The sequence below is a fragment of the Paraburkholderia sp. BCC1884 genome, assembly GCF_900996225.1.
Taxonomy (GTDB): Bacteria; Pseudomonadota; Gammaproteobacteria; order Burkholderiales; family Burkholderiaceae; genus Paraburkholderia.
Genome location: NZ_CAAJGL010000079.1, coordinates 326,652 through 349,810 on the forward strand (window position 1 = coordinate 326,652; position 23,159 = coordinate 349,810).

The following is a 23,159-nucleotide window of genomic DNA, read 5'->3' on the forward strand; positions in this document are numbered from 1 at the left end:
TTAAACGCGCCATGGACTTGCGTGTTTTTTCGCGTGCCTGTGCCTGTTTCGGGCCGCTTATCCCACGATCCCGTTCGCTTGTCCGTGTGCCTCGGCCCGGCCGCGCATGCTCTTGCGGTACCACAGCGTCCATAGCGCCAAGCCGCCGTAGATGCCGTAACCGATGAACGGCGAGACCACCAGAAAGCGTTCGACCGGCCAACTCAGTGCCATCCAGGCACGCAGCGCCGTCTCGCCGGTGAGGCCGACGCCCCACACGAGTGTCATCCGCCGCATGGCGCTGACCAGGCCTGGCCGTGCCTCCCACAGCGCTTCGAAGTGCGCGGCGCCGCCTTCCATTTCGCGCGCCACGGTGGCGCGCGCGAGATAAAAAATCAGCGGGCGCCGCAGCGGCAGCGACAACAGAAACACCACGCCGACCGCGCCGGAAACCAGCGACTCGCGCAACAGCAGCACGCGCGGACTGCCGCCCAGCGCCATCGCCGCGACCGATAGCACGATGCCGGCCACGACCATCACGCTAAGTGCGTCGACGCGGCGAAAGCGCACCAGTTCGATCAGACTCCAGACGATCGGCGGCACGGCGGAGGCAATCAGCGCGCCGGTCTCGCCGAGCCTCGGCAACGCGAGCTTGTACGCGAGCCAGGGCAGCAAGAAATTGACGGCCAGTTCCAGCACAAAACCCGGACGAAGCTTCATATGAATTTACGCTGTAAGCGAAAAACGCAGTATCGATGAACTCGCGCCGCCGAGGCAACCGGTTTTTGCATCGGCCAACGTGCCCGATTTCGGCCTGTGTACACTTGCGTCTCTTATTCCAATCTCGCGTCATGACTTCCCGCTATCCGATCCCGCCAAACGAAATCGAATTGACCGCAGTGCGCGCGCAAGGAGCGGGCGGTCAGAACGTCAACAAAGTGTCGAGTGCGATTCATCTGCGCTTCGACGTGCACGCCTCGTCGTTGCCGGACGTGCTGAAAATGCGCCTGCTTGCGCTGTCCGATCACCGTCTCACGCGTGACGGCGTGGTGATCATCAAGGCGCAGCAACATCGGACTCAGGAGATGAATCGCGCGGCGGCGCTGGCGCGGCTCGACGAGTTGATCGAAAGCGTCAGCGTGACGCGCAAACCGCGTGTCGCCACCCGGCCGACGCGGGCATCGAACCGGCGGCGTCTGGACGGCAAGGCCAAGCGCAGTGAGATCAAATCCGGCCGCGGCCGGGTGGACGACTAGGAATACCTGCGTCAACGAACCGGTTCAGCGTTTGCCGCCGCGCCCGGTAGGACGAGCATCCGCCGGTGTCGGCACGAAGTCGACGCACAGGACGTGCGTGCCGTCGCGCTCGAAAGCCAGTGCCGCCGTGTAGCAGTCCTGGCCGTCCGCGAGCGAATAGTGCGGCCCCATCATCGCGACACGCCCAGGTGCGGCGAGCGCGTGCTTGAAATAGGCGCGCCGTGACCAGTTGCTGCGCGTCTCGCTGTAGAGCGGCGCGAGCCGCAGCGGCGGTGGCGGCACCGAGGCCGCCGTGACCGAGGGCTGAGTCTGCTCGCCCTGTCCGTCGGTGAGAAAAACCCGGCGCGCTTCGCGCAGATGCCAGACCTTTTGCGCGGCCTGGCGCAGATCGCCAGTTGCCTTGTAGGCCTCCGCCGCGGCCAGCACGGCTTCAGCGAAACCCTCGAAGCCGAGCCGCCGATGGCCGGCATGCTCGCGTTCATAGGCGGCGAACTTGCTCCACATCGATTCGAGTAGCGGCGGCACGCGGGCGCAGGCTGCCTGCACCGAGCTTTTCGGCTGACCAAGCCAGAAACCTTGCACGAAATCGACGTCGGCCTGCATCAGAATCATCAGTTCTTCGTCGGTCTCGACGCCTTCCGCGAGCACCAGCGTGCCGGACTGATGCAGCATCGCGACCAGGTGACTGATCATCGAGTCGTCGCCTTCGCCTTTGCCTGCGCGCGCAACCAGCGAACGGTCGAGCTTGACGATGTCCGGGCGGAAACGCCACACGCGGTCGAAGTTGGAAAAGCCGGTACCGAAGTCGTCGATTGCGATCAGGAAGTCGCGCGGCTGCGAGGCGGCGAGCATGCTGGCGACGGCGGATTCGTCATCGGCGGGCTGCTCGAGCACTTCGATCACGATGCGTTCCTGCGGCAAGCCGAAGTGCGCGGACAATTCGTCGATGAAGGTGCGTTGCGGCCAGCCCGTCTCGAACACCTGCGGCCGCGTGTTCAGAAAGAGCCAGCCCGTGCTGATGCCTTGCTCCATGAAATTCGCCACATGCAGGCAACGGGCAATGCGGTCGAGTTCGCGTGCGTCGGCGGCCGAGCGCGTGCCCGAAAAAAGCACTTCCGGCGAAACCGGCAGGCCGACCGGATCGAAGGCGCGCAACAAGCCCTCGTAACCGACCACACATTGATGCGTCACCGAGAGCACGGGCTGAAACACGCTGTGCAATGTCAACGCGCGCCAGGTGGCGGTCCAGCCGGACTCGTCCCGGACCAGATGCGGGAGCAGGCCGCTCAGGGTCAATTCGCTGACGGTTGGCATAAAGGCAGGCATGAGGGCGGACATGGTGGCTTCGCGGCAAGCGGGTGGCGGGGCGCGCAAACCGATTCAGCGCGCAACGGATGCTCAGCCCCGAGGTCGGCAGGGCAAATCAGATGAAGCCCGCGAACGCTAAGCGCGATGCCAGCCATGCTGGACTCCGGCGGAGTTAGTCAAAACCAGTCTAGCAGCTTGCAATTCGCATGAATGTGCGGGTTATCACAGACGCGGTGCGGCTCCGTTGTCGGCACACGCTTGCGTGTTAGAGCCGTGTGGCAGGGCGTCGCCGGGAAGTCGCATGGGTTCTGGGCCGGTCGGCGCGAAGCATCGACCGCTTTCGGCGCCTCGCGTATCAATCGCGCGTATGAAGCCAAAGGTAGCAGGGCGGCAAGCGGACGCCCGCCAAACTCCAGGCGAGGACGGTGCTCAGACGTTATGCCTGGCGGCGGGTTGGTGTCGTCCGGAGCGGCGGGCGTCGATGCGGCGCGCATGGGTCAGTCACCGGCCTGCAGGTTTGGTGTGCGGCGGGTATGCTGCTGCTTTTCTTGAGAAGGGGATCAAGCATGTCGGAAATCGCGGTAGTCGCAATTTCGGTGGCCAAGCCGGGTTATGAAGAGCAACTGCGCACGGCGCTCGAAGGCATTGTCGGCCCGACGCGCAAGGAGCAGGGTGCGCTTCAGTACGATCTGCACCGAGATGTGCAGGAACCGCGCCGGTTCGTTTTCGTCGAGCGTTGGGAGAGCAAGGAGGCGTTGGCCAGCCACGCTAAATCCGCGCATATCGAGGCTTATAAGAAAGCCGTGGCGGATTGGGTCGAGCACTCGGAAATTCGCGTCGTGTCGAAGATCGCGTAAGGAACGGGAAGCAAAGCCGGTTTAACCGGGCGCGAGACGGCATCGCGCGACGGCGAGCGAACGGCGGGGCGGATATCGGCCTCGCGCGGTGCTCGCCGTTTGCTTTTTAGTGCGTGGATTGCGGCACGTCGAGGATCAGGATGATGGTCCAGTCGGCGTCGCCATCGTGGTGATACTGGCGTTCCGCGACGATGAACGGCTGTTGCTTGCCATCCGGGCCGAGAAACAGCACGTCGCCTTCCATCGGCAGGCATTCGACGGGCGGCAGCGCCAGAAACGCTTCCTGACCGCCGCGCGGCATCAGTTTTTCGATTTTGCGAGATGCTGCTTCAGTCCATTCGATATCTAGCTGGATATTGCTCATGCTGTCCTCCGCACCAAGGTGCGCACGGGTTAGGGGAACCGGCCAGGCGCCGGTCGGTGCGCGACTTTAGCACACCGTCGGGCGGGCGCCGCGGGCCTTCCTTGCCGGTCCATTAGACAACAAAAAAGCCGAAGCCGGCGGTGCCGGCTTCGGCTTTTCACCTTCGCGGCCCGGCCGCGGGTGAGCTTGCAGATGGTGCTTACGAACCGGCAGCCTCGGCCTTCTTCGGATGATGATGCGGGGCCGTCTTGTGATGTTTGGCCGGCATGGCCGGTGCGCTTTCCATCGCCTGCTGACGGTTTTGCAAATCTTGCGCACGCTGTTCGACGTCGGCGGCCTTGGCCGGATCGGTGCTCATCATGACGCCGTTGTCCTGCGCATAAGCCGCGCCCGTTACGGCACTGAGGGAAACCAGGATCGCCAGGGACACTTTCTTCATCTTTACCTCCGCAGAGTGGTTGTGGACCCGAGTAATTGCCCATCCATATGGAAAGACAATGCATTCTAGTCAGCAATATCCGCTCCAGCGGATGCTTTTGTAACTGCAATGACAATTCGTTACATCTTGTAACGGCCCAGCCACGGCGGGGCCTGGCGCGCTCCGGGCTAGCGAATTACCGATAAGTCCTTGTCGCCGTGAGAAATATTCGCATCTCTAAATAAAGCGGCGCGATCTTTTAGCGCTGTTTCAGAACCATCCGATGGCGCGATAGACATGAAACTGGGCAATGCCAATTAACTCGTGCAATGCGATCTCAGCATTCACCAGATTGTCATAGCGCGGCAGTACACCAAGGTCTGCCGCTCGCGCGCTCGAGACGAAGGGTTGCGGCGCGAGGCCGAAGCGCGCGAAGTCGAGCAAAGCGCGCGGCATCTGATACGCGGAAGTGACGAGTATCAAGGAATCGTAACGTGAGTGGTCGAGAATAGCGGCGACGTTGCGAGCGTTCTCGTACGTGGTGCGACTGGTGTTTTCCAGCACGATATCGGCGCGCGGTACGGCGGCGCGCAGCAGATAGGGCAGGTAGGTGTCGGCTTCGGTCGCGCGACGCCCCTGCGGATCGCCGCCGCTCACGATCACGTGACAGGTCGCCGCCGTCCGCTTGCAGGCGGCGTAGTTTTGCGCACTCGCGGTGATGCGCGCCATCACGTCGCGCGGCGGCATGAGTTCGTGGTCGCTGCCGTAAACGAGCCCGCCGCCGAGCATGATGATCGCGGTGCGTGACGCGAAGGTGGCCGGCGAACCGGTCTGCCGTTCGGGTTGCGCCAGTTGCAGGAGCGGCGCTGTTAGCCAGCCGGCGGCGAGCAGCCAGAACAGTGCGAGCGTGGCCGCGGCAAGGGGCCGGCGGGCGCCTTTCCATAGCACGATTGCCGCAAAAAAAAGCACTAATAAAGTTAATAGAATCAATTTAAATGGGGTAACGTATGTCTTTCGGGACGAATCCACGGGCTTGCTATCGCGCCGCAGCGGTTGCATCGTCGGCTAGTGGAGAGAACGCTAACATGCCGTTCATACGGGGGTTCCGAGAACGAGACCAGGCAGCACCTGGCGGAATTCGGCCGCACGGGTTGCAGCCAGCTTCCAGCCAAGGGCGGGTGCCAAGCGCGTCACTGGTGGCGCGGTGACGTGGTGGGCATGATGTGTCATAGCTGCACTTTAAGAAAGAAGTGAGATGACCACGTATTCCAACGAAGCGGTACTTGAAGCGCTGCGGCGGGCGCAATATCGTCAGGTCCCTTGGGCCAGAAGGCCGGGCGTCTTCCAATATCTTCGCGCGTTAGGCCTGATGGACACCGTTCGGCAGCGCACCGTCGCGCCGGCACCGGGTTTTCATGCTCCTGTCGACATCGCCGTGCTGACCGATCGGGGTCGCGCCGAGTTTGCGCGGCTCGCACACGACGAGCGTCTACTCAGTTGGACCGCTCAGCGAATGAACGACTACGTTCTCGCCACAGCCGATACGCGAGTTGCCGTCGCGCTCGAAGTCCGGCCCTAGCGTCACCGGCTGGCTGCGACAGGCCTTGTTCCAGCCGCTTCAGGCGGCTGGCGGCGGCTTTATCGCTTCCGATTTTCCGTCGATAGCCCCCACCTCCTGCCAGTCACTGCGACCCGCTGCATCATGCCGCGCTCGTGAATAGCGTCTTTCTGCGCGCAAAAAAAAAAGCCCGTATCACGAGGATACGGGCGTACCGGAATTACTACTGCCACGCTGTGCTAATGGCGTTAAATCAGACTGACGCAAAGCAGGGTGGTTCCCCGATTAATCAATTCGCACAATTGACGCAGCCGAAGCACGGGCGCGCGTTGCTAGCGGCGACGCGGCGGCTCCGCACGCGCCGATTCCGGGCGGGTGTGCACATTACTGGCGATATCGCCGCGCAAATCGCCACGCGGCGCCGGCGGCGTGAAGTCGCGGCGCGGTTCGCTTTGTTGCCAGGCTTCGATCGTGGCCGTGCGGTCCGGCCGCCAGTTCCAGCCTTGTGGGCGCTGCTGGGCAAGCGCCGGTGCGGCCATTGATGAAACGACAATGCCGCACAGAAGCAGTGACATTGGTTTCATGCTGAGCTCCCGTCAAGCCGATGGATTCACGGCCTGTTTGCATATCCATAAAGGTATGCCGAGTAGCGAAAGCACGCTGTAAGTAATAGTAAATGGATGTTTCATCCGCAACTTTCGCGCTGCGTCGACAATCCGATGCAGCGCGAAAGTGTGGTGGCCTGGGCGGCAGGGGACGACGGTGGTGGGCGCGCCCCGGTCGGCGGTGCCCATGTCGGCCGCGGCGGCGTCGTGAGACGCCCCGCGATGGCCCGGATAAACGCCGGGTGCCCGCAGGCACCCGGAGGCGAAACAATTCTCGCGTCAGGCCATCTTGACCGGCGCGCGCCACGATTCCGGATTGGTCCAGAATGCGCCGCGCAGACGATCGCGGCTCGGCGGTGCCGGCGGTTTCGCGGCGGTGGCGCCAATGCGTCCGCGCAGCGAAATTTCGCGGCCGCTCGTGCCAAGTCGCTTAACTATTTCGGCGAGCGTACCATCCGCTTGCCACTCGTCGAAACGGCGGCGGCAAGTCGGCGGCGACGGATAGCGGCCCGGCAGTTTGGACCAGCCTTCGCCTGTCGACAGCACCCACAGCACGGCATTGACGACCGCGCGTGCTTCCACGCGTGGCCGACCGCGCCGTTCGCTCCGTGCAGGTTCCGCACAGAACAACGCCTCGACCAGCGCCCACTCGTTGTCTCTCAAATCGTCGAACAGCATCATGTTTCACCTCAGCGAAGCTAACTCCGGTGCGCTGCCCCGCGCCGCGCACTCTCCATGCACTCGATAGGCGAGTGCCAAGGAGGGTCGGGCTTGCCACGGTCTGCTATGCAGTCAGAATCATGGCGCCGACCCTTGTGTGCAGGTAAATGCAGGAAGTGTGCCAAGTTAGGTCCAACCGCCTGAAAGCCCCGTGACAGCGGGCCAGCGCGGGCGCTAGCTAGGGGCGTATAAGAATCCAAAAAACCCATCACGCAAATCGGGACAATCACCAATCTTGTGCAATCAAGCCCGTCCAGCGTGCGCTTGCGCCTTATTGCTGCATTGCAGCGATTGGCCCGAGGGCGGATTTCGTCGACCGTTTCAGCTTACAATTCGCATCAAATAGAGTTATTGATGAGGTCGGTAAATGAATGTGACGTTGCGGCAGCTAAGGGTTTTCATTGAGGTTGCCCGTTTGCAGAGCTTTAGTCGGGCCGGCGACGAAATCGGCCTGACGCAATCCGCCGTGAGTCGTTGCGTGCGCGAACTGGAAGGCGAGATCGGGTTGAAGCTGATCGATCGCACGACGCGCGAGGTGCAGCTCACGGATGTCGGCGGCAATCTGGTGTCGAGTGTCTCGCGGCTGCTGACGGATCTCGACGACGCCCTGCGCGAGATTCGCGAAATCGGCGAGCAGCGGCGCGGACGCGTGGTGGTGGCCGCCAGCCCGACAGTCGCCTGCCGGCTCATGCCGGGCGTGGTGGCCTCATGCGGGCGGCAATTTCCCTACATCACGCTGGGTTTGCGCGACGACGTGCAGAGCGACGTCATGCGCAAGGTGAAATCGGGCGAGGTCGATTTCGGCGTGATCATCGGCCCGTTTTCATCGGACGACCTGATCAGTGAGTCGTTGATGACCGACTCCTTCTGCCTCGTCTCGCGCGAGGACCACCCACTGGCAGCGCAGAGCCAGGTTGCGTGGACGGACCTGGACGGCCAACAACTCGTGATGCTCGACTATGCGTCGGGGAGCCGGCCGATCATCGATGCCGTCATGCAGGACCACGGCGTAAGCGCCACGGTGGTGCAGGAATTGGGGCATTCTGCGACCGTTTTTGGGCTGGTCGAAGCCGGTGTCGGCGTGAGCGTGCTGCCTTGGCTGGCCCTGCCGCTGCCGGCGGGCGCCTCGCTGGTGGCGCGGCCGCTCGTGCCGCGCGCCGAGCGCACGGTGGAACTGGTGCGACGGCGCGACCGGTCGCTGTCGCCGGCGGCGGAAGCGGTGTGGGGCCTGATCCGGGAGTTGCCGGCGAGGGCGGAGGATCTGCTCTGACGGCGTCTGGGCGGTTGGCCGGCTTGGGCCGCCCAGACGCCGTCAACGACACGGCGTTAAAAGTAGACGTCAAGCTAAACTATTGGCTCCTGGCTGAGCGTCAGGCTTGGCCTTAGCCTTAATCTACATTGTCTGGAAGCGTCGATGAGCGAATCGGATCTGCCTGTGCCCTCCGTCCCGAATGCCCGCGAAGCCGTGCGCGCGTTGCGTCCTTCGCAGATTCGTGAAGTTGCAAACGCCGGTTTCGGCGTCGCCGATGTGCTGCCGTTCTGGTTCGGCGAGTCCGACCGCGTCACCCCGGCTTTTATCCGCGATGCCGCCAGCGCCGCGCTGGCCGCCGGCGCGACTTTCTATACGCACAACCTGGGCATCGCGCCGCTGCGTGAGGCGCTCGCGGGTTACGTTAGCGAATTGCACGGCGCTACCTCGCCCGATCACGTCGCGGTGACGAGCGCGGGCGTCAATGCCTTGATGCTCGCCGCGCAACTGGTGGTCGGCGCGGGCGACCGCGTCGTGGCGGTTACGCCGCTGTGGCCGAATCTGGTAGAGATCCCGAAGATTCTCGGCGCGCATGTCGACACTGTCGCACTTGGCTATGGCGAGCAGGGCTGGCAACTCGATATCGAGCAGTTGCTCGCGGCCTTGACGCCCGAGACGACCATGCTGCTGATCAACTCGCCGAACAATCCGACCGGCTGGGTCATGAGCCGCGACGAGCAGCGCACCGTACTGGCGCATTGCCGGCGCCACGGCATCTGGATCGTCGCCGATGAGGTCTACGAGCGTCTCTACTACCCGGACGCCGATGCCCATCCCGCCGCCGGCAGCAAACCTTCGCGCACCGCGCCTTCGTTCCTCGATCTGGCCGGGCGCGACGAGCGTGTGATCTGCGTCAATTCGTTTTCGAAAGCCTGGCTGATGACGGGCTGGCGGCTTGGCTGGATCGTCGCGCCCGCCGCGTTGATGGACGATCTGGGCAAGCTGGTCGAGTACAACACCTCCTGCGCGCCGGCTTTCGTCCAGCAGGCAGGTATCACGGCGGTCGAGCAGGGCGAATCGTTCACGCAAGCGCTCGTGCACGACCTGAGGGCTTCGCGCGACCACCTGGTGCGAGCGTTGTCGACGGTACCCGGCGTCGACGTCAAAGCGCCGCCCGGCGCCATGTACCTGTTTTTCTCGATGCCGGGTGCATCGAGCAGTCTTGAACTGTGCAAAGCGATGGTGCGCGAAGTCGGCTTGGGCGTGGCGCCCGGCAGTGCCTTCGGCCCGCAGGGCGAAGGCTTCCTGCGCTGGTGCTACGCTTGCGACACGGCGCGGCTCGACGCGGGCGTCGAGCGTTTGCAGCGGTTCCTGACTCAACACGGGTGATCGTGCGGTGAGGGCGGGTTGAAAAGTTGGTCGAAGCCGTCGCGAAACGAATCAGAACGGCCTGCGGCGTTATGCTCCGATACACTGCGCTTTCCTGAGAATGCACGTCGGCCAAGGCATCGCTGGAAATGCGCGGGGGATTTCGTCTTTACGCACCGATTGTTTTTGCGTAATATGGCGCTCAGTCACGCGATTCCTTCCAGGAACATCGCTGCTCCGTCCGGCTGGGTTTGGCTCGATAGTCTGTTTCGCCTCCCCCCGGTGCGTGCTCCCATCAATATGACCGATCAGAATCGGGCGAGCGCGTCTTCAGTTCCACATCGTCTGTTTGATCCGGTTCTTTGACCACAGGGTCTGACCTAGCTGCATGAATACCCAAGAGGCGAAAATCGTCCTCGAGACAGCCTTGATCTGCGCGCAGGAGCCATTGAAGCTCGGCGAGTTGCGCAAGCTCTTTGCCGACGGCGTGTCGGCAGACACCGTTCGAACGTTGCTCGAAGACCTCAGGCAGGACTGGTCTGGGCGCGGTGTGGAGCTGGTCGGGCTGGCGTCGGGCTGGCGGTTTCAAAGCAAGCCCGCGATGCGTTCGTATCTGGATCGTTTGCATCCCGAGAAACCGCCGAAATATTCGCGCGCGGTGCTCGAAACGCTCGCGATCATTGCATACCGGCAACCGGTCACGCGCGGCGATATCGAAGAGATTCGCGGCGTGACGGTGAATACGCAAGTCGTCAAGCAACTCGAAGATCGTAGCTGGATCGAAGTGATCGGCCATCGCGATGTGCCGGGCCGTCCCGCGCTGTACGCGACCACGCGGCAGTTTCTCGACGACCTCGGTTTGCGCGCGCTCGACGAATTGCCGCCGCTGGCCGATCCGTCGGCGCAGTTGAATGCGGATCTGCTGGGTCAGCATGCCATCGAGTTTGCCGAAGCGGCCGCCGTTGAGGTTGCGAGCGAGAATCAGGCTGCAGACCAGGGCGAAACTGGTGTCGGCGTCGAGGTGGGTCCTGCGGAATCTGTCGCGGCGACCAGCCATGATGAGAGCGCCGGGCAGGCTGCACCGGCTGACGATGCGGAGCCAGTTGATGGGCCCGAAACATCTGCCCCGTCGGCGCAAGCAGCCGAAGCGGCTGACGCATCAGGAACAGAAATCGCTGGCGAACCTGCTGACGAGCACGAAGCGGCACCCGTTGCATCGCAGGGCGGCATGGCGGACTCAGCACAGAATCACGATCCGGTCTCCCAGGCCGATCCGGCACTACCCGCGCACGGCTCGGGCGTACTCCGCGATACGGAGCACGCCGCCGAACCGAATCCGACCACGGCGGCGCACGGAGATCCTGAGGATCGCCGCGATGCCGCGCAGGACGCAGACGTTCTAGCCGACGACGAACCCGAGTCGCGCAGCGCCTGACGTAACCGAACTTTTTGCCACGCCCGCAATGGGCGTGCGCGACCTGACATTTTGAGGTTGTTTTGACACATACCCACGACACCGATTCGTCCGAATCCGAGCGCGCCGTGCCGTCGGCGCGCGCTGACGAAACGCGCACCAGCCAAGCATCGGCAGCCGAGGGCGAACGCCCTGCGCAAAACGCGGAAGCCGACGGCGAAGACCGTCCGCGCCGCGGCTTGCGTCGCGGCCCGCGCAGCCTGATCGCGCGCCGTCGCGCCGGAGCGAAGACGAAGGGCGCCGAAGGCGCGCCCGCGCAAGGTGCGCCGGTCGTCACCGAAGCGCCGCCGGACGGCGAGGTGGTCGCGCAGGTGCGCATGCCGCGCAAGGACGCGGGCGCCAAGGGTCAAGGTCAGCGCCGCAATGCCGGTGGCCAGAAGCGCGAAGGTGGTCAGCGTGACGCGGCACCGCGCGAAGGTGCGCCCCGCGACGGCGCACCCCGCGAAGGTCAGCGCGATGGCGCACCGCGCGAGCGTCAGCCGCGTCAGGGTGGTCAACGTCAGAATAATCGCCGCGGTAGCGAAGCGGCACCGGTGGCAGTGGCTGCGGAAGCCGCGCCGGACGATCTGTTTTCGTACGTCACGTCGCCCGCGTTCGACGCGGACAACGGCGGCACGGGCCCGAACGCCCCGATGCTGCGCCGTGGCAAGCCAGCCGCGCCCAAGCGCGTACTGGAACCGGACGACGACGCGCCGAAGTTGCACAAAGTGCTGGCCGAAGCCGGCATGGGTTCGCGCCGCGACATGGAAGAGTTGATCATTGCCGGCCGCGTTTCGGTGAACGGCGAGCCGGCTCACATCGGCCAGCGGATCATGCCGACCGACCAGGTCCGCATCAACGGCAAGCCGGTCAAGCGCAAGCTGGCCAATAAGCCGCCGCGTGTGCTGCTGTATCACAAACCGGCCGGCGAAATCGTCAGCCATGCGGATCCCGAAGGCCGTCCGTCGGTGTTCGACAAGCTGCCGCCGATGAAAACCGCCAAGTGGCTCGCGGTCGGCCGTCTCGACTTCAACACCGAAGGTCTGCTGATGCTGACCACCTCGGGCGATCTGGCGAACCGTTTTATGCATCCGCGTTATAGCGTCGAGCGTGAATACGCGGTGCGCGTGGTCGGCGAGCTCGCCGAAGGCATGCGTCAGAAGCTGTTGCACGGCGTAGAACTGGAAGACGGCCCGGCCAACTTCCTGCGTATCCGCGACGGCGGCGGCGAAGGCACCAATCACTGGTATCACGTCGCGCTGGCCGAAGGGCGTAACCGCGAAGTGCGTCGTATGTTCGAAGCAGCCGGCTTGATGGTGAGTCGCCTGATCCGTACGCGTCACGGCTCGATTTCGCTGCCGAAGGGCCTCAAGCGCGGCCGTTGGGAAGAGCTCGAAGACAACCAGGTGCGCGCGCTGATGGCGTCGGTCGGCCTCAAGGCTCCGACTGAAGAGCGCGGTAGCCGTAGCTCGGCGCCGGAGCGCAAGCAACCGGATCCGATGCAAACGTCGATGGGCTTCATCAACCGTGAACCCGTGCTGATGTCGCACGGCCGTTTCGACCAGCAGCAGCCGCGTGGCCAGGGCCGGCGTGGTGCGGCAGGGGGCGGTTTCGGCGGCGGTGCTGGTGGTGCTGGCGGCTCCGGCGGCGGATTCGGTGGTGGTTTTGGTAATCGCGGCGGTGCAGGCCGCAGCGCTGGCGGTTTCAGCGGCCCGATGGGCGGCGGCGCAGGCGGCGCAGGCGGCGCGGGTGGCCCGCGCGGCGGCCGTGACGTCGACGGCAATCGCGCGCCGACGGGAAACGGTAATCGTGCGCCGGCCGGCGGCAAGCGCACCGGTGGTCAAGGCGCGAATCCCGGCAATGGCGGCGGTCGTGGTCCGGGTGGCAATCGCGGCGGTAGCGCCAACCGCGCGGGTGGCGGCAACGCCAGCCCGGGCGGCGCGAATCGCGGCGGCGGTGCGCCGCGCGGCCGTTCGCGCGGTCGTTAAGGCGAAGCATCCATCTATGGCGGCCGGCCGCAGATCGTTGTTTCAACGCTCTGCTGCAATCGCCGTCATCGGATCGAGGGGCGGCGCGGTTTCTTTCATGTGATGCATAAAACCGCGACGCTGCACGAAGTAGGGGCAGATTTCATCGGCCCCACTTGAGCGGCCTGGCGCACGGGTCGCGCAAGCGGCCTCGCCAAAGGCCGGAAGCGTCGCCATATCGTTGAAAGATTCCCATGAAATCAAGCGGAAATGCGCGTTGGGCGGCGTTCTGCGGTTTGCGTTTGTCCCGAAAAATGGCTACAATCGCGAAGTCGCTGGGCGTGCGGCTTTTTATGTGCGGCTCAGGTGCGACCACCGGTAATAAGATGATGGGCGTTTAGCCCATTTTTTTTTGCCGCTCAGTTCTTCGTGGTTCGGCATCTCGGGTAGCACGAACGTGCGCCGGCCAGGCGCGCGGCCCGCATTGGTTGTTTGCAAAACAAGCGGCAGGCTCGCTGCGCGAACATCTAAGAGGGCACTGTGCAACTGACGGAACTGATTGAAACCACGGTCGTGGGACTCGGCTACGAGCTCGTCGATCTCGAGCGCACCGGGCGCGGCATGTTGTGTATCTATATCGACCAGCCGGCCGGGATCGGGATTGAAGACTGCGAGAAAGTCACGCGTCAGCTCCAGCACGTACTGACGGTCGAAAATATCGATTATGAGCGGCTCGAAGTATCGTCGCCGGGTCTCGACCGCCCGCTGAAAAAACTGGCGGATTTCGAACGCTTCGCAGGCAGCGAAGTGGTAATCACATTGAAAAAGCCATTGGACGGACGGAAATCGTACCGGGGCATCCTGCATGCCCCGCAAGGCGAAACGATCGGTCTGGAATTTGAAGGGAAGGAAGGCGCTGCGATGCTCGATTTCACGCTCGCAGACATGGATAAAGCACGCCTCGTTCCGAAAGTTGACTTTAGGAGCCGCAAACAATGAGTCGCGAAGTGTTGATGCTGGTGGATGCGCTGGCACGCGAGAAGAACGTCGACAAAGACGTGGTATTTGCCGCGCTCGAAGCGGCCCTCGCTTCGGCCTCCAAGAAACTCTTCGAAGAAGATGCGGATATCCGCGTCCAAATCGACCGTGAAAGCGGCGAGCACGAAACGTTTCGCCGCTGGAAGGTGGTGCCGGACGAAGCCGGTTTGCAGGAACCGGATCAGGAAATTCTGCTGTTCGAAGCACGCGAACAGCAACCCGAGATTCAGCTCGACGAGTTCATCGAAGAGCCGGTGCCGTCGATCGAGTTCGGCCGTATCGGCGCGCAGGCTGCCAAGCAGGTGATCCTGCAGAAGGTGCGCGACGCTGAACGCGAGCAGATCCTGAACGATTTCCTCGAGCGCGGCGAGCACATCATGACCGGCTCGGTGAAGCGTCTCGACAAGGGCAATTTCATCGTCGAAACCGGCCGTGTCGAAGCGCTGCTGCGCCGCGATCAGCTGATTCCGAAGGAAAACCTGCGCGTGGGCGACCGCGTGCGCGCTTACATCGCCAAGGTCGATCGCACCGCTCGCGGTCCGCAGATCGAACTGTCGCGTACGGCGCCTGAATTCCTGATGAAGCTGTTCGAGATGGAAGTGCCGGAAATCGAACAGGGCTTGCTGGAAATCAAGGCTGCCGCTCGTGATCCGGGCGTGCGCGCCAAGATCGGCGTGATCGCGTACGACAAGCGCATCGATCCGATCGGCACCTGCGTCGGTATTCGCGGTTCGCGCGTGCAGGCCGTGCGTAACGAGCTCGGTGGCGAAAACGTCGACATCGTGCTATGGTCGGAAGATCCCGCCCAGTTTGTGATCGGCGCCCTCGCGCCGGCAGCCGTCCAGTCGATCGTCGTCGATGAAGAAAAGCATTCGATGGACGTCGTCGTAGACGAGAACGAACTGGCGGTCGCGATCGGCCGCAGCGGCCAGAACGTGCGTCTTGCCAGCGAACTCACCGGCTGGCAGATCAACATCATGACGCCGGACGAATCTGCGCAGAAGCAGAATCAGGAACGCGGCGTATTGCGTGACCTGTTCATGGCGCGTCTCGATGTCGACGAAGAAGTTGCCGACATCCTGATCGACGAAGGCTTTACGAGCCTCGAAGAGATCGCTTACGTGCCGCTCAACGAAATGCTCGAAATCGAAGCATTCGACGAAGACACCGTTCACGAACTGCGCAACCGCTCGCGTGATGCATTGCTCACGCAGGCAATCGCGAATGAAGAAAAGGTCGAAAATGTGGCACTCGACCTGAAGAGCCTGGACGGCATGGATGCCGACCTGCTCGCAAAGCTGGCCGAACATCAGATCCAGACGCGCGACGAACTCGCCGAGCTGGCTGTGGACGAACTGGTCGAGATGACCGGAATGGAAGAGGATGCCGCTAAGGCGTTGATCATGAAAGCACGTGAACACTGGTTCCAGTGAGAAATGACCATGGCGCACTAAATTGAACGCGGCCGTCAGGCCGCATGACCCGATGCTAACCGCAAGGAATCGGTCCTTGCATTAAGAGGAATGAATGGCGAGTAACAACGTAGCCCAATTTGCCGCGGAACTGAAAATGCCTGCAGGCGTGCTGCTTGAGCAGCTGCAGGCGGCTGGCGTCACCAAAGCGAGCGAAGCCGACTCCCTGTCCGAAACGGACAAGGCGCGTCTGCTCGACCACTTGCGCAAGTCTCACGGCTCGACTGATGCAGACAAGCGCAAGATCACGCTGACGAAACGGCATACGTCGGAGATCAAGCAGTCCGATGCGACGGGCAAAGCTCGCACCATTCAGGTCGAGGTGCGTAAGAAGCGCACTTTCGTCCGCCGCGACGAAGCCGCCGGTGAAGGCGGGGATGCATCGAATCATGTGGCCGAAGACGTCGAAGTCGATGACGTCGAACTCCAGCGTCGTGAAGAGGAAGCTCGTCACGAAGCTGAGCTGCTCGAAAAGCAGGCTCAGGAGCTGAAGGCGCGTCAGGAACAACTCGAACGCGAAGAAGCCGAGCGTCAGGCACGCGAGCAGGCCGCTGAAGCCGAGCGTCGTCGCGCGGAAGAAGAAGCGGCGAAGAAGCGCGCAGCGGCTGCGGCCGAGGCGGCAACTCGCGAGAAGACTCAGACGGCGCAAGCTGCGCAGCCGGTCGCCGCGAAGGCTGAGCCGGCGGTTGCCAAGGCAGCGGAGCCGGTGGTCGCGAAGGAAAGCGAGCAGGACGACGAGCGCGCCGCAGCAGAACGCGCCGCGCAACGCGAAGCTGCGAAGAAGGCAGAAGACGCAGCGCGTCAGGCAGCTGACAAAGCGCGCGCCGAACAGGAAGAAATCGCCAAGCGCCGTGCGGCGGCGGAAGCCGAAGCGCGTGCGATTCGCGAAATGATGAACACGCCGCGCAAGGCGCAGGTCAAGGCGCCGGAACCGGCACCGATGCCCGCTGAGCCGGCCAAGGCCGTGGAAGCCAAGGGCACGCTGCACAAGCCGGCGCGTCCGCCGGGTGAAGCAACGGCACGTCCTGCAGCCAAGAAGCCGGCTGCTGCGGCTCCGGCTGCAACGACCACGCCGTCCGCAGGCGACAAGAAGAAGCCGGGCGGTGGTAAGGGCGGCTGGCAGGACGACGCAGCGAAGCGCCGCGGTATCAAGACGCGGGGTGACTCGAGCGGCGGTGTGGATCGCGGCTGGCGCGGTGGCCCGAAGGGTCGCGGCAAGCATCAGGATCTGAACACCACGTTCCAGGCGCCGACGGAACCGATCGTGCGCGAAGTGCACGTGCCGGAAACCATCACCGTCGCGGATCTCGCGCACAAGATGGCCGTGAAGGCGTCGGAAGTCATCAAGTCGATGATGAAGCTCGGCCAGATGGTCACGATCAACCAGATGCTGGACCAGGAAACGGCGATGATCATCGTCGAGGAACTGGGCCATCACGCGGTCGCGGCCAAGCTGGACGATCCGGAAGCCATGCTGGTCGAAGGCGAAGTGTCGGATGCGGAATCGCTGCCGCGTCCGCCGGTCGTCACCGTCATGGGTCACGTCGACCACGGCAAGACCTCGCTGCTCGACTACATCCGCCGTGCCAAGGTAGCAGCGGGTGAAGCGGGCGGGATTACGCAGCACATTGGCGCATACCACGTCGAAACGCCGCGTGGCGTGATCACGTTCCTCGACACGCCGGGTCACGAGGCCTTTACGGCCATGCGTGCTCGCGGTGCGAAGGCAACGGACATCGTGATTCTGGTGGTTGCAGCCGACGACGGCGTGATGCCGCAAACGAAGGAAGCGATCGCTCACGCGAAGGCAGGCGGCGTGCCGCTCGTCGTCGCGATCAACAAGATCGACAAGCCGGATGCGAATCTGGATCGCGTGAAGCAGGAACTCGTCGCGGAAGGCGTCGTGCCGGAAGAGTACGGTGGCGAATCGCCGTTCGTACCGGTGTCGGCTAAAACCGGCGCAGGTATCGACGACTTGCTCGAACAAGTGCTGCTGCAAGCCGAAGTGCTGGAATTGACGGCACCGATCGACGCACCGGCCAAGGGTCTCGTCATCGAAGCGAAGCTCGACAAGGGTAAGGGTCCGGTTGCAACGATCCTCGTCCAGTCCGGTACGCTGAACCGCGGTGACGTGGTGCTGGCAGGTAGTGCTTACGGTCGTGTGCGAGCCATGCTCGACGAAACCGGCAAGCCGACCAAGTCGGCAGGTCCGTCGATTCCGGTTGAAATTCAGGGTCTGTCGGAAGTCCCGCAGGCTGGCGAAGAAGTCATCGTCATGCCGGACGACCGCAAGGCACGTGAAGTCGCGCTGTTCCGTCAAGGCAAGTTCCGCGACGTCAAGCTGGCCAAGCAGCAGGCCGCGAAGCTCGAGAACATGCTGGAACAGATGACCGAAGGCGAAGTGGCGTACATGCCGCTCATCGTCAAGGCCGACGTGCAGGGTTCGCAGGAAGCGTTGGTGCAATCGCTGCTCAAGCTGTCGACCGACGAAGTGCGTGTGCAGATCGTGCACGGCGCCGTGGGTGGCATCAGCGAGTCGGACGTCAACCTGGCAACGGCTTCGAAGGCGGTCATCATCGGCTTCAACACCCGTGCGGACGCGCAGGCTCGCAAGCTGGCGGAGTCCAACGGCGTCGATATTCGCTACTACAACATCATCTATGACGCAGTGGATGACGTGAAGGCCGCGATGTCGGGCATGCTGGCGCCGGAAAAGCGCGAGATCATCACCGGTACGGTCGAAGTGCGTCAGGTCTTCAAGGTACCGAAGATCGGCGCAGTGGCCGGCTGTATGGTCACGGACGGTTTCGTCAAGCGCTCGTCGTCGGTGCGCGTGCTGCGCAACAACGTCGTCATCTTCACGGGCGAGCTCGATTCGCTCAAGCGCTTCAAGGATGACGTGAAGGAAGTCCGTCAGGGCTTCGAGTGCGGTATGTCGATCAAGAACTTCAACGACATCGTCGAAGGCGATCAGTTCGAAGTCTTCGAGATCACCGAAGTCGCGCGTACGCTGTAATTCAAGCGGCACGGCTCTAGGGGCGGAGCGGGCTTTCACGCCCGCTCCGCCCGTTGTTTTTTGGGGCCGCTGTTTCGCGCGAACCACTCAGCGCGAATCACTTTTTTGCATCCGCCCGAGCGGATCACACAACACCATGCCTAAAAAACGTTCTTCCCCCAATCGCAATGTACAGATCGCCGATCAGATCCAACGCGATCTGTCCGAACTGCTGCGCGAGGTCAAGGATCCGCGGATCGGCCTCGTCACGATTCAAAGTGTCGAGTTGACGCCTGACTATGCGCACGCCAAGGTCTACTTCACGACGCTGACGGGCGACCCGCAGCAGACGCTCGAAGCGCTGACCCATGCGGCCGGCCATCTGCACAATCAGCTGTTCAAGCGCCTGCACATCCACACCGTGCCGACGCTGCATTTCCATTACGACCAGACGATCGAACGCGCTGTCGAGATGTCCAAGCTGATCGACGAAGCGAACGCCAGTCGCGCGAAAGACGACGAGTGAAGAGCGTGGGGCGCCACCTCGGTGGCTGTCGCCCCGCCGTTTTACGTATCCATCAACATCCCGTCTTTCTGACATGACCGCACCTCAACGCCCCCGCGTGCCGCGTCGCGCGCTCGACGGCGTACTGCTGCTCGACAAACCGCTCGGCCTGTCGAGCAACGACGCGCTGATTCGCGCGAAGCGTCTCTATCTGGCGAAAAAGGCGGGCCACACCGGCACGCTCGATCCTCTCGCTACCGGTTTGCTGCCGCTCTGTTTCGGCGAAGCCACCAAGTTTTCGCAAGACCTGCTCGAAGCCGACAAGACCTACGAGGCCACCATGCGCCTCGGTATTCGCACGACCACGGGCGATGCCGAAGGCGAAGCAATCGATACGCGCGAAGTGACGTGCGACGAGGCGGCGATTCAGGCGGTGCTGCCGTCATTTTTCGGCGACATCATCCAGGTCCCGCCGATGTACTCGGCGCTCAAGCGTGACGGCAAGCCCCTGTACGAATACGCACGCGCCGGCCAGACGGTCGAGCGGGAAGGGCGTCCGGTGACGATCCTCAAACTCGAATTGCTCGCTTGCGCGCTGCCGGACGTGACGTTTCGCGTGACCTGCAGCAAGGGAACGTATGTGCGCACGCTGGCCGAGGATATCGGCGAAGCGCTGGGATGTGGCGCGCATCTGGTGGCGCTGCGACGCACGGGCGTCGGCGCGCTGACGCTGGAGAATTCGGTGACGCTCGACGCGTTGTCCGATGCAAGCGAAACCGAGCGCGATACCTGGCTGCAACCGGTGGATGCGTTGCTGTCGACCTTCCCGTCCGTCGAGCTGGATGAAGACGCGGCGCGGCGCTTCCTGCACGGTCAACGTCTGAAGCTGTCCGAACTGGATATCAGCGGCGAAGCGGTGAACGCACCGCGCGTGCGTGTTTATGCCGCGCAGGGCCGCTTGCTCGGCGTCGCGAAGCAGGGTGAGGGCGTGCTGGCGCCTGAGAGGCTGGTGGTCACCACCGGGCACTGAGTCGGCCATCGGCTGATGCGAAGGCGCGTGACGACACGCCAACGTGTATCGTGCGCCAGGCGCCAAACCCCGCGCGCCACAAACAAAAAGGCGGCACCGCTATCAAGCGGTCCCGCCTTTTTTCATGCCTTCAGCAGCCGACCAGTGAAGCTACGGCAAGCGCTTCAATGCGCGGCCGCTGCAGCAGCACCCGCATCGCCGCCAGCGCGTTCGGGCCTTGCTATCCAGATCAACGCGATCAGCGCCACGAAAATCCCCGCCGACACGAAGAACAGATCGTTCACGCCCAACTGCGCGGCCTGCTGCGTCGCCATCGTATTGAACAGACCGTGCGCCTGCGGCTGATTGAAACCCGCCGCGCCCATCTGCCGGACCGACTGGTCGAAGACCGGGTTGTACGCGTTCGCCTGTTCCGCCAATTGCGCGTGATGCATGATCGAACGATGATCCCACGCCGTCTGGAAGATCGAGGTACCAATACCGCCGCACATGATCCGCACGAAATTCGACAGCCCCGACGCCGCCGGAATCCGGTTGCCCGGCAATCCCGACAACGTGATCGACACCAGCGGAATAAAGAACCCGGCCATGCCGATGCCCTGAATCAGCGTGGGCAACAGCAGCGAGTACGTGTCCACGCCGGTCGTATAACGCGAGCGCATCCAGAAACACAACGCGAACACGAGGAACGACAGCGTTGCGATATAGCGCGGATCGGTGCGCGGCAGGATCTTGCCCGTGATCGGCGACAGCAGCACCGCGAACACGCCGACCGGTGCCATGACGAGACCCGCCTGAGTCGCGGTGTAACCGATATCGGTTTGCAGCCACAGCGGCAGCAGGACCAGGTTGCCGAAGTAAAGCCCATAACCGATCGACAGCGCGATCGTGCCGCTCGTGAAATTGCGCCGGCTGAAGAGCGAGAGATCGACCACCGGATGATCCGCCGTCAACTCCCACACGATAAAGAACGCGAGCGCGATCACCGCCACCAGCGCCAGCACGACGACGGTGGTCGACGAAAACCAGTCGAGGTCCTTGCCCTTATCGAGCATGACCTGCAGCGAGCCGACCCAGATGATCAGCAGCGCGAGACCCACGCCGTCAATCGGCGCCTTCCTGATGACCGAATCGCGATTGCGGAAGATCATCCACGTCGCGCCGGCGGCAATCGCGCCGACCGGAATGTTGACGTAGAAAATCCATGGCCACGAGATGTTGTCCGAGATCCAGCCGCCGAGAATCGGCCCGGCCACCGGCGCGATCAGCGTGGTCATGGCCCACATCGATAAGGCCATCGGCGCCTTGGCGCGTGGATAGCTGGCGAGCAGCAACGTTTGCGACAGCGGGATCATCGGGCCGGCCACCGCGCCTTGCAGCACGCGCGAGGCGAGCAGGAAGGGCAGCGTCGGCGCGAGGCCGCACATCCATGACGAGATCACGAACAGAATGATCGACGCCATGAAAAGGCGCACCTGGCCCACCCGCTCGGTGAGCCAGCCGGTCAGCGGCACGGAGATAGCGTTGGCCACCGCGAACGAGGTGATCACCCACGTGCCCTGATCCGACGACACACCGAGGTCGCCCGAAATCGACGGAATCGATACGTTGGCGATCGACGTGTCGAGCACGTTCATGAAGACGGCGAGCGACACCGCGATGGTGCCGATCACGAGTTGCGCGCCCTCGAGCGGCGGATGAGGGACTTGCGCCTGAGCCTGAGCCATTAATGAAGCCTTGTATGAATCGTCACGAGGCTTGCTTCAGCTTCGCTTGGCGGGCTTGTCGGCGGTAGCCTGCGACGACTTCAGCGAGCCGCCGTTCGGGCCCGCGTTTTCCGAAATGATGCGAGCGATTTCCGCATCGGCTTCGTCGCCGTACTTCTTGAACACGTCGGTCTGATAGATCGTGTTCGGCGCTTCGCCGAGCTGGCCGCCGCTCTGATCCTTGATGCTGACGTCGGCTTGCATCGACAGGCCGATACGCAGCGGATGCTTCTCGAGTTCCTGCGGGTCGAGCGCGATCCGCACCGGCAGACGCTGCACGACCTTGATCCAGTTGCCGGTCGCGTTTTGCGCGGGCAGCAGCGAGAACGCCGAACCCGTGCCTGCCGAGAAGCCGACCACCTTGCCGTGGTACACCACCGACGAACCGTACACGTCGGCCGTCAGTTCGACCGGCTGGCCGATGTGCATGTACTTGAGCTGCACTTCCTTGAAGTTTGCGTCGACCCACACGCCGCCGAGCGGCACGATCGCCATCAGCGGAGTGCCCGGCGAGACGCGCTGGCCGACCTGTACCGAGCGTTTCGCGACGTAGCCCGTGACCGGCGCCGGCAGGTTGTTACGCGCGTTGTTCAGGTACGCGTCGCGCACCTTCGCGGCGGCGGCCTGCACGTTCGGGTGATTCGCGATCGTGGTGTTGGCGGTCAATGCGCGGTTCGACGCCAGTTGCTGCTGGGCGGCGTCGACCGAAGCTTGCGCGCTCTTCACGGCGTCGCGGGCGTGTGAGATTTCTTCCTGCGAGACAGCGCCAGTCTGCGCGACCGCGATCCGGCGCTTCAGGTCGTCCTGAGCGCGCGACAGATCGGACTGGCGCATGGCGACTTGCGCCTGATACTGGTTGTCGTCGGCGAACAGGCCTCGCACCTGTCGCACCGTCTGCGCGAGATTTGCTTCGGCCTGCTCCAGCGCGACGCGGGCGTCGGCCGGATCGAGCACCACCACCGGGTCGCCGGCCTTGACGGTTTGCGTGTCGTCCGCGTTCACCGCGACCACCGTGCCGGTGACCTGCGGCGTGATCTGCACCACGTTGCCGTTCACGTAGGCGTCGTCGGTGTCTTCGTGGAAGCGCGCGACGAGGAAGTAGTAAAAGCCATACGCAATCGCGGCGATCAGGATCACGATGACGAGCAACGTCATCATGCGCTTGCGTTTGCTGTTGTTCGCCGGTTGGGTGGGCTGCGTGTTAGCCGCGGGAGCCGCGGGCTGCTGGGGGGTGCTCATCGATGTGCTCCG

20 protein-coding genes and 2 pseudogenes are annotated in these 23,159 nt (G+C 63.4%); 12 read left to right on the forward strand and 10 right to left on the reverse strand.

Features of this window, described 5'->3' with window-relative positions:
• Positions 1 to 57: 57 nt before the first annotated feature.
• Positions 58 to 699 carry a VC0807 family protein gene (locus FQ705_RS16845; RefSeq protein ID WP_144143030.1) on the reverse strand — a complete coding sequence of 214 codons (642 nt, stop codon included), beginning with the start codon at positions 697 to 699 and terminating at the stop codon, positions 58 to 60.
• Between the two features lie 131 nt (positions 700 to 830).
• Here FQ705_RS16845 and arfB point away from each other — a divergent pair, with 131 nt between their 5' ends.
• Positions 831 to 1,235: an alternative ribosome rescue aminoacyl-tRNA hydrolase ArfB gene (arfB, locus tag FQ705_RS16850; protein ID WP_144143032.1), complete on the forward strand. Its 405-nt coding sequence runs from the start codon at positions 831 to 833 to the stop codon at positions 1,233 to 1,235.
• A 24-nt stretch (positions 1,236 to 1,259) separates the two neighbouring features.
• On the opposite strand, the gene FQ705_RS16855 is transcribed toward arfB, so the two are convergent.
• Complete coding sequence (locus tag FQ705_RS16855; protein WP_260854546.1) at positions 1,260 to 2,573, reverse strand: EAL domain-containing protein; 1,314 nt, start codon at positions 2,571 to 2,573, stop codon at positions 1,260 to 1,262.
• 536 nt (positions 2,574 to 3,109) lie between these two features.
• Here FQ705_RS16855 and FQ705_RS16860 point away from each other — a divergent pair.
• Entirely contained in the window at positions 3,110 to 3,400 is a 291-nt protein-coding gene (locus FQ705_RS16860; protein ID WP_144143034.1) for a putative quinol monooxygenase, read from the forward strand.
• A gap of 106 nt (positions 3,401 to 3,506) precedes the next feature.
• Here the strand turns inward: FQ705_RS16860 and FQ705_RS16865 are convergent, their stop codons facing one another.
• The 3 genes from FQ705_RS16865 to FQ705_RS16875 form a co-directional block, all read right to left on the reverse strand.
• Positions 3,507 to 3,764, reverse strand: a complete 258-nt coding sequence (locus FQ705_RS16865; protein WP_117333940.1) for a DNA-binding protein — start codon at positions 3,762 to 3,764, stop codon at positions 3,507 to 3,509.
• Between the two features lie 199 nt (positions 3,765 to 3,963).
• Positions 3,964 to 4,203: a hypothetical protein gene (locus tag FQ705_RS16870; RefSeq protein WP_144143036.1), complete on the reverse strand. Its 240-nt coding sequence runs from the start codon at positions 4,201 to 4,203 to the stop codon at positions 3,964 to 3,966.
• 249 nt (positions 4,204 to 4,452) lie between these two features.
• The gene (locus FQ705_RS16875) at positions 4,453 to 5,172 is read right to left on the reverse strand and encodes a YdcF family protein (protein WP_409934721.1); all 720 of its coding nucleotides are present in this window, start codon (positions 5,170 to 5,172) and stop codon (positions 4,453 to 4,455) included.
• Positions 5,173 to 5,437: 265 nt separating this feature from the next.
• Between FQ705_RS16875 and FQ705_RS16880 the strand changes: the two genes are divergently transcribed.
• Complete coding sequence (locus FQ705_RS16880) at positions 5,438 to 5,761, forward strand: hypothetical protein (RefSeq protein ID WP_144143040.1); 324 nt, start codon at positions 5,438 to 5,440, stop codon at positions 5,759 to 5,761.
• Positions 5,762 to 6,072: 311 nt separating this feature from the next.
• Here the strand turns inward: FQ705_RS16880 and FQ705_RS16885 are convergent, their stop codons facing one another.
• The gene (locus tag FQ705_RS16885; protein ID WP_144143042.1) at positions 6,073 to 6,324 is read right to left on the reverse strand and encodes a hypothetical protein; all 252 of its coding nucleotides are present in this window, start codon (positions 6,322 to 6,324) and stop codon (positions 6,073 to 6,075) included.
• Between the two features lie 303 nt (positions 6,325 to 6,627).
• Positions 6,628 to 7,023, reverse strand: a pseudogene (locus tag FQ705_RS16890) (transposase); the annotation flags it as partial.
• Between the two features lie 409 nt (positions 7,024 to 7,432).
• On the opposite strand from FQ705_RS16890, the gene FQ705_RS16895 reads away from it, so the two are divergent.
• The 4 genes from FQ705_RS16895 (at position 7,433) to rluB (ending at position 13,123) form a co-directional block, all read left to right on the forward strand.
• On the forward strand, positions 7,433 to 8,335 hold the full coding sequence (locus FQ705_RS16895) for a LysR family transcriptional regulator (protein WP_144143044.1): 903 nt from the start codon (positions 7,433 to 7,435) through the stop codon (positions 8,333 to 8,335).
• Positions 8,336 to 8,479: 144 nt separating this feature from the next.
• Complete coding sequence (locus FQ705_RS16900) at positions 8,480 to 9,703, forward strand: pyridoxal phosphate-dependent aminotransferase (protein ID WP_144143046.1); 1,224 nt, start codon at positions 8,480 to 8,482, stop codon at positions 9,701 to 9,703.
• 367 nt (positions 9,704 to 10,070) lie between these two features.
• Entirely contained in the window at positions 10,071 to 11,117 is a 1,047-nt protein-coding gene (gene scpB, locus FQ705_RS16905) for an SMC-Scp complex subunit ScpB (protein WP_144143048.1), read from the forward strand.
• A gap of 62 nt (positions 11,118 to 11,179) precedes the next feature.
• Positions 11,180 to 13,123 carry a 23S rRNA pseudouridine(2605) synthase RluB gene (gene rluB / locus FQ705_RS16910; protein ID WP_144143050.1) on the forward strand — a complete coding sequence of 648 codons (1,944 nt, stop codon included), beginning with the start codon at positions 11,180 to 11,182 and terminating at the stop codon, positions 13,121 to 13,123.
• 42 nt (positions 13,124 to 13,165) lie between these two features.
• On the opposite strand, the gene FQ705_RS16915 is transcribed toward rluB, so the two are convergent.
• Positions 13,166 to 13,366 carry a hypothetical protein gene (locus tag FQ705_RS16915; protein ID WP_144143052.1) on the reverse strand — a complete coding sequence of 67 codons (201 nt, stop codon included), beginning with the start codon at positions 13,364 to 13,366 and terminating at the stop codon, positions 13,166 to 13,168.
• A 276-nt stretch (positions 13,367 to 13,642) separates the two neighbouring features.
• Here FQ705_RS16915 and rimP point away from each other — a divergent pair, with 276 nt between their 5' ends.
• The 5 genes from rimP (at position 13,643) to truB (ending at position 20,142) form a co-directional block, all read left to right on the forward strand.
• Positions 13,643 to 14,101, forward strand: a complete 459-nt coding sequence (gene rimP / locus FQ705_RS16920) for a ribosome maturation factor RimP (RefSeq protein ID WP_035550921.1) — start codon at positions 13,643 to 13,645, stop codon at positions 14,099 to 14,101.
• On the forward strand, positions 14,098 to 15,573 hold the full coding sequence (nusA, locus tag FQ705_RS16925) for a transcription termination factor NusA (protein WP_144143054.1): 1,476 nt from the start codon (positions 14,098 to 14,100) through the stop codon (positions 15,571 to 15,573). The genes rimP and nusA overlap by 4 nt, the downstream gene beginning before the upstream one ends.
• A 94-nt stretch (positions 15,574 to 15,667) precedes the next feature.
• Positions 15,668 to 18,628 carry a translation initiation factor IF-2 gene (gene infB, locus FQ705_RS16930; RefSeq protein ID WP_144143056.1) on the forward strand — a complete coding sequence of 987 codons (2,961 nt, stop codon included), beginning with the start codon at positions 15,668 to 15,670 and terminating at the stop codon, positions 18,626 to 18,628.
• Between the two features lie 136 nt (positions 18,629 to 18,764).
• Entirely contained in the window at positions 18,765 to 19,133 is a 369-nt protein-coding gene (rbfA, locus tag FQ705_RS16935) for a 30S ribosome-binding factor RbfA (protein WP_144143058.1), read from the forward strand.
• Between the two features lie 73 nt (positions 19,134 to 19,206).
• A complete protein-coding gene (truB, locus tag FQ705_RS16940; protein WP_144143060.1) occupies positions 19,207 to 20,142 on the forward strand; it encodes a tRNA pseudouridine(55) synthase TruB in 936 nt (311 codons plus the stop codon).
• 164 nt (positions 20,143 to 20,306) lie between these two features.
• Here truB and FQ705_RS16945 read toward each other — a convergent pair.
• Positions 20,307 to 21,881 (reverse strand): annotated as a pseudogene (locus FQ705_RS16945) (DHA2 family efflux MFS transporter permease subunit); the annotation flags it as partial.
• A gap of 24 nt (positions 21,882 to 21,905) precedes the next feature.
• Complete coding sequence (locus tag FQ705_RS16950; protein WP_144143064.1) at positions 21,906 to 23,147, reverse strand: HlyD family efflux transporter periplasmic adaptor subunit; 1,242 nt, start codon at positions 23,145 to 23,147, stop codon at positions 21,906 to 21,908.
• Positions 23,148 to 23,159: the final 12 nt, after the last annotated feature.